Source organism: Microbacterium meiriae (assembly GCF_025143875.1).
Lineage (GTDB): Bacteria > Actinomycetota > Actinomycetes > Actinomycetales > Microbacteriaceae > Microbacterium > Microbacterium meiriae.
This window is the reverse complement of the sequence record NZ_JAMBDU010000006.1, coordinates 98444-111861: the sequence shown is the minus strand read 5'-3', so window position 1 is coordinate 111861 and position 13418 is coordinate 98444. Positions and strand designations below refer to the sequence as shown.

The window sequence follows — 13418 nt, the reverse complement described above, 5'->3', positions numbered from 1 at the left end:
TCCTCGGAGGTCACGCCGCGGTCAGGTCGATCGTGTGGGCCGTGTGGTCGCGCTTCGCCTGGAGGTAGCGCGAGTTGGCTGCGGAGAGGTGCACCTCGGTGCGGACGCGCTCGGTGACCTGGATTCCGAGCCCGTCGAGCTGCGCGGCCTTGTCGGGGTTGTTGCTGAGCAGGCGGATGCGGTCCACGCCCAGCGCTCGCAGCATCTGGGCCGCCACGGTGTAGTCCCGCTCGTCCTCGCCGCGGCCGAGGGCCACGTTCGCCTCGTAGGTGTCGAGCCCGGCGTCCTGCAGCGCGTAGGCGTCGAGCTTGGCGTAGAGCCCGATGCCGCGGCCCTCCTGCCGCAGGTAGAGGAGGAAGCCGCCCTCCGCGGCGATCCGCTCCACGGCCTCCCGCAGCTGCGGTCCGCAGTCGCAGCGCTCCGAGCCGAACACGTCACCGGTGAGGCACTCGCTGTGCGGGCGGACGAGGGGCGCGACCCCGCCGTCGGCGGCGCGATCGAGGGCGGCCTGCCAGTCGCCCAGGCCGAGCAGCAGGTGCTCGCGGCCGTCCACGAGTCCGTCGAAGGTCACGACGTCGGCCGTCGTGCCGAAGCCGTCCGCGAAGCGCAGGGGCACCCGCACGCGGGTGCGCTCCGCGGCGACCGTTGAAGTTTCAATCATGTGAGGGGAAACGCCGGAGACGCGCGGCTATTCCCGCAACCGTCGGGAGGCGATGACCGTGTCCGTCCGTGACGGAGGCAGACGGGGAGCGCCGCGCACTCGGTAGCCTCGCACCATGAGTCACTTCGTCACCGCCACCGAGCTCCACGACCTCCTCGAGAACGGCGCCCCGATCCGGGTCATCGACGTGCGCTGGCGCCTCGACCGCCCAGAGGCGGGCCCGGGCGACTATCGCTCCGGCCACATCCCCGGCGCGGTGTTCGCGTCGTTGGATCAGGAGCTCTCCACACCCGGGGCACCGACCGAGGGCCGCCATCCGCTCCCCTCGACGGAGACCCTGCAGGCGGCGGCCCGGCGATGGGGTGTGCGGCAGGGAGACACGGTCGTCGCCTACGACGACACCAAGGGACTCGCGGCGGCCCGGGCGTGGTGGCTGCTGCGGCAGGCAGGGGTCGACGTCCGGGTGCTCGACGGCGGGCTGCGCGCGTGGACCGCGGCCGGATACGACCTGGCGACCGACGACGTCGTGCCGGAGACCGGCGATGTCGTCCTCGCGGATCCGGGCCAGGACGCCCTCTCGATCGATGAGGCGGAGGCGTTCCCGGAGACCGGGGTGCTGCTCGACGTCCGCGCCCCGGAGCGCTACCGCGGAGAGACCGAGCCGCTCGACCCGATCGCCGGGCACATCCCCGGCGCCCGGAACCTCCCCACCACGCGGCACCTCGACGACAACGGGCGCATCCGCGACCGTGACACGGTGCTGGCGACGCTCGCCGAGGTCGGGGTCACCCCGGAGACGCCGGTGGCGGCCTACTGCGGGTCGGGAGTCACGGCGGCGCACACGGCTCTGGTGCTCCACGAGGTCGGCATCCCGGCGAAGGTCTTCCCCGGCTCCTGGAGCCAGTGGTCGAACACCCCGGGGCGGCCGGTCGCGACGGGGGATCAGCCGGGCTGATCGCCTCCGCGAGGACCGTACCCCCAGCGCAGACCGAGGGCGCCGGGGCCGAATGCCCGACGGACCTGATGCACCGACGTGCCCCGAGGTCGGGGGAGCGCGGTGACGACGGTGCCTCCGGCGGTCTCGACGAGTTCGTCGCACCAGTCCGGGACGGCATCCGGGTGGAAGCGCGTCCACACCAGGACCTCCCGGGCCTGGCGGGACAGGGCGTGACCGGTCTCCCGATCCGACGGGTGGCCCGGCTCGTACTGCACCGACCACTCGACGACCGCGGTGTCCGGGGCTTCGAGCGGGACGTCGAGTTCGATCAGCGCACCGTGCGCCTCGCCGTTCGGGTGGGAGTAGCGCGCGGTGACCCGTCCGCCGGCCACGGCCGTGAGCCGCGGCGGAGGCCCGGGCACGCCGGGGGTGAGGTCGAGGACGGGGATGGCGGTGATCACGCCGCTCGTCGACTGCACGATGCTGCGGGTGAGGCAGGAGGACACCTCGCCGTCGGCGTCGACGTCCGTGACGGAATGGACGGTGAGCTCCCGCGACGGGTCCGGGTACGTGGCGCCGAGGGCGGCGTAGACCTCGCGGACGGCCCGTTCCATGTCGACCTGCTCCAGCGGGAACCCCTGCGGTCCCAGGGGTCCTGTGCGGTGCGGACGGAGGAGACGGCTCAACGCCCCGGATTCGAGGCACAGCAGGTCCTCGATGTCGGCGAGGGCGGCGAGGGACTGCGGTCCTTCCGGGCGACGGGCCCCCGAGCGCCAGTAGCTCAGCGTGGCCATCGAGACGCGGTTGCCCCGGTCGCGGAGCTGCCGCTGCAACCACGACAGCGTCACCGGTCTCGCATTGATCGCATCGCGCAGCGCCGCGGCGAACGCGTCCGGCGTCGCCGCTCTCCTCTCGCCGTCCCCAAAACCCATCACAGCCCCCGCCCGGTATGTGAAGAACACACCTCTACAGTGAGCATAAGACCGCACGCGCGCACCTCAGGGGACCAGGTGGGCATGTGGGTCACGGGGCTGCGATGTCGCGGGGAGGGTGCCCGACCCGGCGACAGCGGCCCGACGCAGTGATGCCCCCCTTGCTGCGTATGTCGTGAAGCCCGGCAATCGATCTGGGGAGATCCGCCGGGCTTCACGAGCATCCCCGGGCGCGTGCGGCTCGCGGCCCCGCGTAGACTGGGGGGAAACCCCGGAGGATCTGGCCGTTATGTCTGCCCCTGCTCGCGCGTTCACCATGCGCCACGTGCAATTGCTGCGCGCGTTGTTCGCGGCCGTCGCCGCCCTGATGATCACCTTCTCCTCGGATCACTCCGCCGCGGTCGGTCTCGCCGTCTTCAGCGGCTTCGCGCTGGTCACCGCCCTCGTGCACATCCTCGCGGCCTGGCTCGTCCTCCCCACGGGGTCGCGCTGGGCGGCGATCCTCCTCGCGGTCGTCAGCGTCATCGCGGGTATGGCGAGCGGTGTGCCCGCGTGGCGCACGGACGACATGTTCTTCATCGTCCTCATCACCTGGGGTGTGCTCAGCGGTGGCCTCGAGCTGCTCGCCGGCATCCGGGCCCGCCGCGCCGGGGGAGCGCTCGCCACCGACGCGATCACCGTCGGGGCTCTCGGCCTGCTCCTCGCCGTCGTCCTGCTGCTGATCCCCTCGGGCTTCGTCCAGGAGTACACGATCGAGAAGGCGGGCACGTTCCAGCTGTCCGGCATCATCCTCGGCGTGGGGATGTTCGGAGGGTATGCGGCCATCGTCGCCGTCTTCCTCGGCATCGCCGGCCTCACCCCGAAGCGTGCGGACGCCGATGACGTCGCTCCCGCCCCCGAGAACGATGCGGCTCCTGTGGAGCACGGAGGAGAGCGATGAGCGACGACAAGCCCACCCGACGGGACATCCTGCGTCCCCTCCACCTGCTCGGCATCGCCCTGGGCTGCGGCGTGTTCGCCATGGTGGTCACTCTCGTCTCCACCGGCGCGTTCACCCTCCGCGTGAACACGGCCATCGCGAACGGCACCTACGAGGGTCTCACCCCCGTGGCGTTGAGCCTCGTCGTGGGTGGCGGCGCCTTCATCGCGACGCTCCTGATCCTCGCGATGCTGATGCTCGCGATCGACCCCGCCGACGTCACCAAGACCATCGACCGTCCCGTGCTCTACGACGCGGAGGACGACGGCAAGGGTGACGGCACCACCGACGAGCCGGGACGCCCCGCCTCGACCTGATCCGTCATACGGGCGGAATATCGGTGAGGTCCTTCCGCTTGTCCCTGGAGTGACTGCCTCCGTCGACCGCGCCTCCATCGGACTCCGGTCGGAGCGCGGACCCATCCTCGGCGCGCTCATGCTCGCCACCGGCCTCATCGCGATCGACGCGACCATCCTCGCGACCGCTGTCCCGAGCATCGTGCGCGACCTCGGCAGCTATCAGCAGTTCCCGTGGCTGTTCTCCGTGTACCTCCTGGCGCAGGCCGTCAGCGTGCCCATCTACTCCCGCTTCGCGGACACGGTGGGCCGCAAGCCGATCATCCTGCTCGGCATCGCCCTGTTCCTGCTCGGATCGATCCTCTGCGGGTTCGCCTGGAGCATGCCGGCGCTGATCGTGTTCCGCATCATCCAGGGCATCGGCGCCGGTGCCGTCGCGCCGATGTCGATGACCATCGTCGGCGACATCTACACGGTCGCCGAACGCGCCAAGGTCCAGGGATACGTCGCGAGCGTCTGGGCCAACTCCTCGGTCGTGGGCCCGGCGCTCGGCGGGATCTTCGCGCAGCTCGACGCCTGGCGATGGATCTTCTGGATCAACGTCCCGCTGTGTCTGATCGCCGGGTGGATGCTGCTGCGCACCTACCGGGAGCAGAAGCAGACGCAGAAGCACAGCATCGACTACGGCGGAGCGGTGCTGCTCACGATCGGGTTGACCGCGCTCATCCTCGGCATGCTGGAGGGCGGGAACGCGTGGGCCTGGCTGTCGGTGCCGAGCGCCCTCTGCTTCGGTATCGGGGTGGTCGCGTTGGTGGCCTTCGGGTTCGTCGAGCGCCGTGTCGCGGAGCCGATCGTCGATCTGCGCCTCGTCACACGTCGGCTCATCCTCACGACGACCATCGTGTCGCTCGGCATCGGGGCGTTGATGCTCGGGGTGACGAGCTTCGCCCCCGCCTACCTCGAGGGGTCCATCGGCATCGCTCCGCTGCTGTCAGGTCTCGCGGTGGCTGCTCTGACCCTCGGCTGGCCGCTCGCCGCCGCGAACGCCGGCCGGCTGTACCTGCGCATCGGCTTCCGCCGCACCACCCTGATCGGCATGAGCATCACCACGGTCGCCGCCGTCGCGCTCGCCGCCGTCGCCTCCTGGCCGAACCCGTTCGTCGTCGCCGGCATCGCGTTCCTCCTCGGCTTCGGGCTCGGGTGGAGTGCCGCGCCGACCCTCATCGCCGCTCAGGCGTCGGTCGGCTGGGGCGAGCGCGGAGCGGTGACCGGGATGAACGCGTTCGCACGGTCCGCGGGAAGCGCCGTGGGGGTGGCGGTGTTCGGGGCGATCTCCAACGCCGTCATCGCGCAGGGCGCGGGACCCGACGACCCCGACACGATCATCCACGCGTCGGTGTGGGTGTTCGTCGCGGTCGCCGTGACCGCCGTGCTCACCCTGATCGCCGCCGCGTTCATGCCGAAGGACAGCGTCGAGGAGCACTCCGGGGAGTCCGGCTCCTAGCTCCCCGGGCTCAGCGGGCGAGGCGCTCCGCGATACCGGTGTAGGTCGCGGGGGTCAGTGCGAGCAGCCGTTGCTTGGCCGCGTCGCCGATCTCCAGGCCCTGCACGAACTCGGCGAGGTCGTCGGCGCCCACCCGGTGTCCGCGCGTGAGCTCCTTGAGGAGCGCATACGGGTCCTGGATGCTCGACCGGCCGGCGACGACCTCGGCACGGATCACCGTCTGGATCGCCTCGGCTAGCACCTCCCAGTTCACGTCGAGGTCGGCGAGCAACACGTCGCGCGACAGCGAGATCGCGTTCAGGCCGCGGCGCAGGTTGTCGAGCGCGAGCAGCGAGTGCCCGAATGCGACGCCGATGTTGCGCTGCGTGGTGGAGTCGGTGAGGTCGCGCTGCAGGCGGCTCGTGACGAGGGTCTGGCCGAGCGAGGCGAGCAGAGCGCCCGAGATCTCCAGGTTGGCCTCGGCGTTCTCGAAGCGGATCGGGTTGATCTTGTGCGGCATCGTCGACGAGCCGGTGGCCCCGGCGACCGGGATCTGCGCGAAGTAGCCGAGCGAGATGTAGGTCCAGATGTCCGTCGCCAGGTTGTGCAGGATACCGCCGGCGTGACGCACGCGGTCGTACAGCTCCACCTGCCAGTCGTGCGACTCGATCTGCGTCGTCAGCGGGTTGAACCCGAGACCGAGCCCTTCGATGTACTCGCGGGCGATGGTCGGCCAGTCGGCGTCCGGGTCGGCCGCGAGGTGAGCGGACCAGGTGCCGGTCGCTCCGGAGAACTTCGCGAGGTACTCGGAGCCGGCGATCTGGCTGCGCACGCGCTCGAGGCGCCAGGCGAAGACCGCGAGTTCCTTGCCCATGGTCGAGGGCGTGGCGGGCTGCCCGTGCGTGCGGGAGAGCATGGCGGCGTCGGCGTGCTCGACGGCGAGCTCCCGCAGCTTCGCGATCACGGTGTCGAGAGCCGGGAGCCAGACCTCCTCGACGGCGCGCTTGACGGTGAGCGCGTAGGACGCGGAGTTGATGTCCTCGCTCGTCGCCGCGAAGTGCGTCAGCTCGGCGATGTGGTCGAGGCCGAGCGTGGCGAGCCGGTCGCGCACGAGGTACTCGATGGCCTTCACGTCGTGCTGCGTGACGGCCTCCTTCTCGGCGAGCCAGTCGATCTCGGCCTGCCCGAAGTCGCGGTAGAGCGCGCGCAGGCGCTCCTTGTCGTCGCCCGACAGGGGGCTCGTCTCGAACAGCGAGCGGTCGGTGAGGGCGATCAGCCATTCCACCTCCACCTCGACCCTGGCGCGGTTGAGTCCGGCCTCGGAGAGGAAGTCGGCGAGCCCGGTGACGGCGCCGCGATAGCGGCCGTCGAGGGGGCTGAGGGGCTGCGGCGGGAGCGAAGGCTGGAAAGTCAGGGGAATCCTCCTGATCAGGCCCCGAAGGTTCGGGGCGTGCGGGGCAGGCGCAGGGCGGGTTCGAGCTGGCGGAACAAGCCGCGAGTCGCCGTCTCGATCATACCGAGCACCGAATCGAACATCTCCGGGCCCGCGTAGTAGGGGTCGGGGACATCGTGGGTCGAGGCGTCGGGATCGAAGGCGAGGAGGAGGGTCACCTTGCCGTCCTCGTCCTCGTCTCTGGCCCATTCGCGGAGGATGCGCTCGTGCGTGCGGTCCAGGGCCACCACGAGGTCGTTCTCGGCGAAGGACGCGGCGGTGAACTGGCGGGCGCGGTGCAGCGAGCCGTCGTAGCCGCGACGGGCGAGCGCATCGATGGTGCGGTGATCGGCGCGCTCCCCGAGATGCCAGTCCCCGGTGCCCGCGCTGCGGGAGACGATCCGGGAACCGAGACCCTGCCGTTCCGCGAGGTCCCGGAACACGGCCTCCGCCATGGGGGAGCGGCAGATGTTGCCGGTGCAGACGAAGATCACGCGGAAGGGATCTCGGGCTGTCACGGATCCATTCTGCCGGTCGATGCGGTTCCTGCACAGCGCCGCCCGGATCGCGACCCGCCTTCGACTCTCCTGCACCGTGGTGTGTGGGCGACGACTGTCCACGGTCCGTGCCCGTGTGAGGCGCATCCGGAGCCGGGGAACGAAGGGCGGGGAAAGGGTGGATCCATGTCGTCCTTCCCTCTCACCGCCCTCTCTCCCGGTGTCGACCCCGCGCTGCGCGCCGCAGTGCTGTCCGAGCTGGATGCGGCCGGGGAGCGACTCGACGAGGCGGCGTCCGTGCTGACGGCCCTGCGTGATGCGTGCTCCTGGGAATCCGAGGGGGTCGAGGCGCTGCGGATGGCGCTCTGGCGGCTGTCCGAGGACGCGGCGCCGGTGCGCGCCATGATGCAGCAGTGCCGCAGGGAGGCGGAAGCGGCATGAGCGGGCTCAGCATCGACCACGGCGGCGCGATCGCCGTGGACACCGCGCAGCTTCGCGACCTCGCGGTACGGGTGCGGGGCGTCATCCCGGTGTTGGCGGAGGTGGCCGATGCCGTGGCGCGCGCCGAGGCGCTGCTCGCCACGGCGGCGTGGACGGAGCTGGCCCCCGCGGCCTGGTCGCTGCGGTCCGTGGCGACGTCGCTGGACGGGCTGACGGCCCGCGTCGAGAAGACGGCCGCCGACCTCGTCCTGATGGCGGAGGCGTACGAGGTCGTCGAGCTGCGCGCGCGGGCGGAGGCGCTGGCGCACACCGACGCGGCCACCGCCGCCGCGGTGGAGGCGCGCCTGGCGCGGCTCCTCGCCTCGGACGGGAGTGTGGGAACGCTCGCGGACACTCTGGAGCGGACCGCGGATGCCCGGCGGTTCCGCGGCCTCGACGACCAGTACGACGCCGCCGGTCTGCTCCCACCGGTCTTCCTGGGCGGTGCGTTCGTAGGCGTGACGTCGGGACTCGGGCGCGTCCGACCGGGAATGGCACTCGGCGCGACGGCCGATCCGGTACGCGTCTCCGTGGCCTCCCGCTCGCGGCCGACCGGCGCGCCGACCGGACTGGCGAGTGCGCTCCGCCGCCTGCCCTCCGCCTCCGGGGCGCAGGTGGCGATCGAGAAGTACACGATGCCCGGTGAGGCGCCGCGATACGTCGCCTACCTCGCCGGTAGCCGCTCGATGTCGCTCCGCACGGCCGGCGGGACGGAACCGTGGGACATGAAGTCGAACATCGAGCTCTACACCGGGGGCCGGTCCGCGTCGTATCAGGCGACCCTCGACGCCCTGGCCGCGGCCGGTGCGAGACCCGGGGATCGGGTGGATGTGGTCGCGCACTCGCAGGGTGGGATGATCGCGGCGCACCTGGCGATGGAGAGCCCGTTCGCGGTCACGACTCAGATCACCGCCGGAAGCCCCGTGGAGCCGACGCTCTCCGCCGATCACACCCTGGTGCAGCTTCGGCACACCGACGACGTGGTGTCCGCGCTCGCCGCGGGAGGGGCGAGGGAGGGCACAGGCTCGGCCGACAGCTTCACCGCGAGTCGGGTGGGCGACCCCGACGCCGGTCGCCAGGACCTCGCGCTCGAGACTCATGCGCTGGAGAACTACATCGAGACGGCGGCGATGGTGGATGCCTCCGCCGACCCGCGGGCGGAGGCTCTCGACGCCTACTGGGCGGACCTGGACCGCGCCGTCACCGTCGACCGCACCGAGTACCGCGCGGAGCGTGTGCTCCCCGATCCGTGAGCCGCACGCGGCGTCGGCAGACGTCGGTGGACGGGTCAGTCGCGGCGGGAGCGCTTGTTCTGCGGGCGCAGGATGAAGCCGAAGATGCCGTTGATGATCGAGATGATCAGGGCGGCGAGAACACCCCACCAGAACGACTCGACCGTCAGGCCCCATCCGAAGCTGCTGGTGATCCAGGCGGTCAGCCAGAGCAGGAAGCCGTTGATGAGGAAGCCGATGAGGCCGAACGTGATGATGTACAGCGGGAAGGCGACGATCTTCACGACCGTGCCGATGATGGTGTTCACCAGCGCGAAAAGGGCTCCCACCGCGAGGAGCGTCAGGACGAGCTGCAGCGTCTCGCCCGGCGGGAAGGCGCGCACCGTGACCTGGAGCACGGGGATGAGCGTGACGACCCAGATGGCGAACGCGTTGACGACGACCCGGATGATGAAGCGCATGATGTGTTCAGTCTCCCACGCGGGGCTCGCGGTGTCAGCCGCGGTCGTCCACCGGGATCCGGTTCTCGCGGATGCGCCGCTCCGACTCGTCGAGGTCGATGCTGCCTGATGCGACGCCGATGACCAGATCGAAGGCATCGTCCGTCGTGAAGCGGTGCTTCCATCCGTTGATCCAGAGGAACGCCACGAAACTCGTCCACGCCGTGCGCTTGTTTCCGTCGAACAGGGGATGGTTGCGGGCCAGAGACTCGAGGAGGGCGGCCGCCTTCCGGTCCAGCGTGCCGTAGGCGTCCTCCCCGAACAGCGACGCGGCAGGGCGCGCGAGAGCCGACGCCAGGAGACCGGCGTCCCGGACGTGGAACCCCAGGCGGCCGACGATGCGGAGGCCGTCCTCCAGAGTCAGATACTCGGTCACGCGTCTTCGAGTCGCTCGAGGAGGACCTTGTCGTTGTCGAACACGAAGTCGACGGCGGCGTCGACGAGGGCCGACCGATGGCTGTCCGCGACGAAGCGATCGGCCGCCTCGATGAGCAGCGCATGCTTGGACGTGTGTCGCTGGGCGGCGACCTCGCCCAGCCGGGCATCGAGTTCCGCAGGGAGTCGCACCGTCATAGCCATACCAGAATGGTATCACCGCACCCTCCGCCTCGAAAGGGTGGCGGGACACACGTCCTAGACTCGACGCGTGACCGAGCCGACCCTGCCCCGCATCCGTCCCGCCATCGCCTCCCTCGCACCGTACCGCCAGGGCAAGCAGGCCGGTCCCGAGGCCTTCAAGCTCTCCAGCAACGAGAATCCGTTCGATCCGCTGCCCTCGGTCGTCGAGGCGCTGCAGCACACGACGCCGATCAACCGCTATCCCGATGCCACGGCCGGCCGCCTGCGTGCGCGGCTCGGAGCCCGCTACGGGGTCGAGCCCGAGCAGGTCCACGTCGCCTCCGGCAGCGTCGCGATCCTGCACCAGCTCGTGCTCGCCACGGCCTCCGTCGGCGACGAGGTCGTCTACGCCTGGCGGTCGTTCGAGGCATACCCGAGCCTGCCGCTCGTCGCCGGGGCGACCGGGGTGCAGGTGCCCCTGACCGCCGACTCCCGCCACGACCTCGACGCGATGGCCGACGCCGTGACCGACCGCACGCGTGCGATCATCGTCTGCACGCCGAACAACCCGACCGGCCCGATCGTCACCTCCGCCGAGTTCGCGGCCTTTGTGGACCGCGTGCCCTCTGACGTGCTCATCATCCTCGACGAGGCCTACGCGGAGTTCGTCACCGCCCCCGACGCCGTCGACGGCCTGGCCGAGCGCGTCTTCGAGGCGCACCCGAACGTGGTCGTCCTCCGCACGTTCTCCAAGGCCTACGGTCTGGCCGGGCTCCGGGTCGGCTATGCGATCGGCCACGAGAAGGTGCTCGACGCGGCGCGCACGACCGGCATCCCGCTGTCGGTGACATCCGCGGCCGAGAACGCCGCCATCGCGAGCCTCGACGCCGAAGCCGAGCTCCTCGAGCGCGTCGCCGTGATCGTCGAACGCCGCGCCCGTCTCGTCGAGGGGCTCCGCGCGCAGGGCTGGGAGGTGCCGGACGCCCAGGGCAACTTCGTCTGGCTGCCGACCGGCGCGCGTACGGACGAGGTCGCGGCGGCGTTCGTCGACGCCGACCTGATCGTGCGCCCTTTCTCCGGCGACGGCATCCGGATCTCCGTCGGCGAGGAGGCGGCCGTCACCCGTGTGCTGGAGGTCGCCGCAACCCTCCGCTGAGCGCGACGCCGCCCGGCGAACCGCGGAATCTCGGGGTTCCGGGGAGATACGAGGGCGTCCTAGGTATGCGTGACCCGGCATGCCGACGCGGGTAGCGTGGGGGCCGTGAGCACCTCTGAGACCCCCCTCGTGCGCGTCCTGGACGAGACCGGAAAGGTCGCCCCGACGCCGGCCGCGGAGCAGTACCTGCCGCTCATCGAGGCCATCCCCGACGACGAGCTCGCGCAGTTCTACCGCGACATGGTGGGCATCCGCGCGATCGACACCCAGGCCACCAACCTGCAGCGCCAGGGCCAGCTCGCCCTGTGGCCGCCGAGCCGCGGACAGGAGGCGGCGCAGGTCGGCTCCGGTCGGGCCGCCCGCGCGCAGGACACGATCTTCCCCTCGTACCGCGAGCACGCCGTCACCCGGATCCGCGGCGTGGACCCGGTCGACATCATCAAGCTCATGCGCGGCGTCTCCCACGGTGGCTGGGACCCGACCGATCCGAAGAACGGCAACACCCGCCTCTACACGCTCGTGCTCGGCTCCCAGGTGCTGCACGCCGCCGGCTATGCCATGGGTCTCACGTTCGACGGGCGCACCGGCACCGGCGACCCCGAGCGCGACGAGGCGGTCGTCGTGTACTACGGCGACGGGGCCTCCAGTCAGGGCGACGTGCACGAGGCGATGGTGTTCGCGGCCAGCTACCAGGCCCCGACGCTGTTCTTCCTGCAGAACAACCACTGGGCCATCTCGGTCCCCGTCACCACGCAGTCCCGGGTGCCGCTCGTGCAGCGCAGCGCCGGGTACGGCATCCCCAGCGTCCGCGTGGACGGCAACGACGTCCTCGCCAGCTACGCGGTGTCCCGCGTGGCCCTCGACGAGGCGCGCGGCGGCGGCGGCCCTCGCGCCATCGAGGCCGTGACCTACCGGCTCGGCGCGCACACGACCAGCGACGACCCCACGAAGTACCGCGGCGACGACGAGGAGCTCGCGTGGGCCGGGCGCGACCCGATCGTCCGGATGCGCGCGTTCCTGGAGAACCGCGGCGCCGAGGAGGGCTTCTTCGCCGAGGTCGACGCCGAGGCCGCCGACGCCGCGGAAGACCTCCGCGCCCGCACCGTGCAGCTCGGCCCGCCCCGCGCCGACCTCATGTTCGACCACGTGTACAGCGAGCCGCATCCGCTGATCGAGGAGCAGAAAGCCTGGCGCGCCCGCTACGAGGCGTCGTTCGAAGGAGAGGGCCAGTGACCCGGGAGACCATGCCGCTCGGCAAGGCGCTGAACGCCGGTATGCGCAAGGCGATGGAGGACGACCCGAAAGTCCTCCTCATGGGCGAGGACATCGGCAAGCTCGGCGGCGTGTTCCGCATCACCGAGCACCTGCAGCGCGACTTCGGGGAGCAGCGCGTGCTGGACACCCCGCTCGCGGAGTCGGCCCTGGTCGGCACCGCGATCGGCCTCGCGATGGCCGGGTTCCGTCCCGTCGTCGAGATCCAGTTCGACGGCTTCGTCTTCCCCGCGTTCGACCAGATCACCACCCAGCTCGCCAAGCTCACCAACCGGCACGAGGGGTCGCTGCGGCTGCCCGTCGTGATCCGCATCCCGTACGGCGGGCACATCGGCGCGGTCGAGCACCACCAGGAGAGCCCGGAGGCGTACTTCACGCACACCCCCGGTCTGCGCGTGGTGTCGCCGTCCACCGCGAACGACGCCTACTGGATGATCCAGGAGGCCATCGCCTCGGACGACCCGGTGATCTTCCTGGAGCCGAAGAGCCGGTACTGGCCGAAGGGCGAGGTCGAGCTCGACGCTCCCGCCGTCCCGCTGCACTCCTCGCGGGTGGTGCGGACCGGGACGGACGTGACCCTCGTCGGACACGGCGCCATGGTGACGACGCTGCTCCAGGCCGCCGCCCTCGCCGAGTCCGAGGGCACGAGCTGCGAGGTCGTCGACGTGCGCTCGCTGTCGCCGGTGGACTACGAGCCGATCCTCGGGTCGGTACGCAAGACGGGCCGCATGGTCTACGCGCAGGAGGCCCCGGGATTCACGAGCCTCGGCAGCGAGATCGCCGCGACCGTCATGGAGCGCGCGTTCTACGCCCTCGAGGCTCCGGTGCTGCGCGTCTCCGGCTACGACACCCCGTTCCCGCCCGCGAAGCTCGAGGGCGCGTACCTGCCGGACGCCGATCGCATCCTCGAAGCCGTCGACCGCTCCCTGGCCTACTGACACCGACGTTCCATGTTCACAACTCAGGACAACCGCCCCCTTTACCCGTCCAGCGCGGGCGCAGG

Annotated in this window: 16 protein-coding genes; 9 read left to right on the top strand and 7 right to left on the bottom strand. The window is 71.0% G+C overall.

Going from position 1 to position 13418, the window contains the following annotated elements; genetic code table 11:
• Positions 1-10: 10 nt before the first annotated feature.
• Entirely contained in the window at positions 11-661 is a 651-nt protein-coding gene (locus M4D53_RS05910; RefSeq protein ID WP_187662706.1) for a GTP cyclohydrolase II, read from the bottom strand.
• A gap of 115 nt (positions 662-776) precedes the next feature.
• Here M4D53_RS05910 and M4D53_RS05905 point away from each other — a divergent pair, with 115 nt between their 5' ends.
• Positions 777-1616, top strand: a complete 840-nt coding sequence (locus M4D53_RS05905) for a sulfurtransferase (RefSeq protein WP_187662705.1) — start codon at positions 777-779, stop codon at positions 1614-1616.
• Here M4D53_RS05905 and M4D53_RS05900 read toward each other — a convergent pair.
• Positions 1604-2530 carry a hypothetical protein gene (locus M4D53_RS05900; protein WP_259952633.1) on the bottom strand — a complete coding sequence of 309 codons (927 nt, stop codon included), beginning with the start codon at positions 2528-2530 and terminating at the stop codon, positions 1604-1606. The genes M4D53_RS05905 and M4D53_RS05900 overlap by 13 nt on opposite strands.
• Before the next feature lie 289 nt (positions 2531-2819).
• Here M4D53_RS05900 and M4D53_RS05895 point away from each other — a divergent pair, with 289 nt between their 5' ends.
• Genes M4D53_RS05895 through M4D53_RS05885 form a run of 3 tightly spaced genes read left to right on the top strand, consistent with a single transcriptional unit; the run spans position 2820 to position 5309 of the window.
• Positions 2820-3470, top strand: coding sequence for an acyl-CoA synthetase (locus M4D53_RS05895; RefSeq protein ID WP_259952631.1), 651 nt, complete (start codon positions 2820-2822; stop codon positions 3468-3470).
• The gene (locus M4D53_RS05890) at positions 3467-3826 is read left to right on the top strand and encodes a hypothetical protein (RefSeq protein ID WP_187662702.1); all 360 of its coding nucleotides are present in this window, start codon (positions 3467-3469) and stop codon (positions 3824-3826) included. The genes M4D53_RS05895 and M4D53_RS05890 overlap by 4 nt, the downstream gene beginning before the upstream one ends.
• 49 nt (positions 3827-3875) lie before the next feature.
• Positions 3876-5309, top strand: a complete 1434-nt coding sequence (locus tag M4D53_RS05885) for an MFS transporter (RefSeq protein ID WP_259952630.1) — start codon at positions 3876-3878, stop codon at positions 5307-5309.
• Between the two features lie 10 nt (positions 5310-5319).
• On the opposite strand, the gene purB is transcribed toward M4D53_RS05885, so the two are convergent.
• Positions 5320-6702 (bottom strand): adenylosuccinate lyase, encoded by a 1383-nt coding sequence (purB, locus tag M4D53_RS05880; protein ID WP_259952724.1) that lies wholly within the window; start codon positions 6700-6702, stop codon positions 5320-5322.
• 14 nt (positions 6703-6716) lie between these two features.
• On the bottom strand, positions 6717-7238 hold the full coding sequence (locus M4D53_RS05875) for a low molecular weight protein-tyrosine-phosphatase (protein WP_187662700.1): 522 nt from the start codon (positions 7236-7238) through the stop codon (positions 6717-6719).
• A gap of 165 nt (positions 7239-7403) precedes the next feature.
• On the opposite strand from M4D53_RS05875, the gene M4D53_RS05870 reads away from it, so the two are divergent.
• Both M4D53_RS05870 and M4D53_RS05865 read left to right on the top strand, forming a co-directional pair.
• A complete protein-coding gene (locus tag M4D53_RS05870; RefSeq protein ID WP_187662699.1) occupies positions 7404-7658 on the top strand; it encodes a hypothetical protein in 255 nt (84 codons plus the stop codon).
• Positions 7655-8950, top strand: coding sequence for a hypothetical protein (locus M4D53_RS05865; protein ID WP_259952628.1), 1296 nt, complete (start codon positions 7655-7657; stop codon positions 8948-8950). The genes M4D53_RS05870 and M4D53_RS05865 overlap by 4 nt, the downstream gene beginning before the upstream one ends.
• A gap of 35 nt (positions 8951-8985) precedes the next feature.
• Here the strand turns inward: M4D53_RS05865 and M4D53_RS05860 are convergent, their stop codons facing one another.
• The 3 genes from M4D53_RS05860 to M4D53_RS05850 are packed head-to-tail and all read right to left on the bottom strand — an operon-like array spanning position 8986 to position 10008.
• Positions 8986-9390 (bottom strand): phage holin family protein, encoded by a 405-nt coding sequence (locus M4D53_RS05860; RefSeq protein ID WP_187662697.1) that lies wholly within the window; start codon positions 9388-9390, stop codon positions 8986-8988.
• A gap of 34 nt (positions 9391-9424) precedes the next feature.
• Entirely contained in the window at positions 9425-9805 is a 381-nt protein-coding gene (locus M4D53_RS05855; protein WP_187662696.1) for a type II toxin-antitoxin system death-on-curing family toxin, read from the bottom strand.
• Positions 9802-10008: a ribbon-helix-helix domain-containing protein gene (locus M4D53_RS05850; protein ID WP_187662695.1), complete on the bottom strand. Its 207-nt coding sequence runs from the start codon at positions 10006-10008 to the stop codon at positions 9802-9804. The genes M4D53_RS05855 and M4D53_RS05850 overlap by 4 nt, the downstream gene beginning before the upstream one ends.
• 67 nt (positions 10009-10075) lie before the next feature.
• On the opposite strand from M4D53_RS05850, the gene M4D53_RS05845 reads away from it, so the two are divergent.
• From M4D53_RS05845 to M4D53_RS05835, 3 genes are all read left to right on the top strand, one after another.
• The gene (locus M4D53_RS05845; protein ID WP_259952627.1) at positions 10076-11143 is read left to right on the top strand and encodes a histidinol-phosphate transaminase; all 1068 of its coding nucleotides are present in this window, start codon (positions 10076-10078) and stop codon (positions 11141-11143) included.
• A gap of 105 nt (positions 11144-11248) precedes the next feature.
• Positions 11249-12376 carry a thiamine pyrophosphate-dependent dehydrogenase E1 component subunit alpha gene (locus M4D53_RS05840; RefSeq protein ID WP_232089125.1) on the top strand — a complete coding sequence of 376 codons (1128 nt, stop codon included), beginning with the start codon at positions 11249-11251 and terminating at the stop codon, positions 12374-12376.
• An 11-nt stretch (positions 12377-12387) separates the two neighbouring features.
• Positions 12388-13353 (top strand): alpha-ketoacid dehydrogenase subunit beta, encoded by a 966-nt coding sequence (locus M4D53_RS05835; protein ID WP_187664256.1) that lies wholly within the window; start codon positions 12388-12390, stop codon positions 13351-13353.
• Positions 13354-13418: the final 65 nt, after the last annotated feature.

Excerpts from the sequence above, each read along its gene's own strand:
- M4D53_RS05910 (WP_187662706.1), bottom strand. The coding sequence starts at position 661 with ATGATTGAAACTTCAACGGTCGCCGCGGAGCGCACCCGCGTGCGGGTG.
- M4D53_RS05905 (WP_187662705.1), top strand. The coding sequence starts at position 777 with ATGAGTCACTTCGTCACCGCCACCGAGCTCCACGACCTCCTCGAGAAC.
- M4D53_RS05900 (WP_259952633.1), bottom strand. The coding sequence starts at position 2,530 with ATGGGTTTTGGGGACGGCGAGAGGAGAGCGGCGACGCCGGACGCGTTC.
- M4D53_RS05895 (WP_259952631.1), top strand. The coding sequence starts at position 2,820 with ATGTCTGCCCCTGCTCGCGCGTTCACCATGCGCCACGTGCAATTGCTG.
- M4D53_RS05890 (WP_187662702.1), top strand. The coding sequence starts at position 3,467 with ATGAGCGACGACAAGCCCACCCGACGGGACATCCTGCGTCCCCTCCAC.
- M4D53_RS05870 (WP_187662699.1), top strand. The coding sequence starts at position 7,404 with ATGTCGTCCTTCCCTCTCACCGCCCTCTCTCCCGGTGTCGACCCCGCG.
- M4D53_RS05865 (WP_259952628.1), top strand. The coding sequence starts at position 7,655 with ATGAGCGGGCTCAGCATCGACCACGGCGGCGCGATCGCCGTGGACACC.
- M4D53_RS05860 (WP_187662697.1), bottom strand. The coding sequence starts at position 9,390 with ATGCGCTTCATCATCCGGGTCGTCGTCAACGCGTTCGCCATCTGGGTC.
- M4D53_RS05850 (WP_187662695.1), bottom strand. The coding sequence starts at position 10,008 with ATGGCTATGACGGTGCGACTCCCTGCGGAACTCGATGCCCGGCTGGGC.
- M4D53_RS05835 (WP_187664256.1), top strand. The coding sequence starts at position 12,388 with ATGCCGCTCGGCAAGGCGCTGAACGCCGGTATGCGCAAGGCGATGGAG.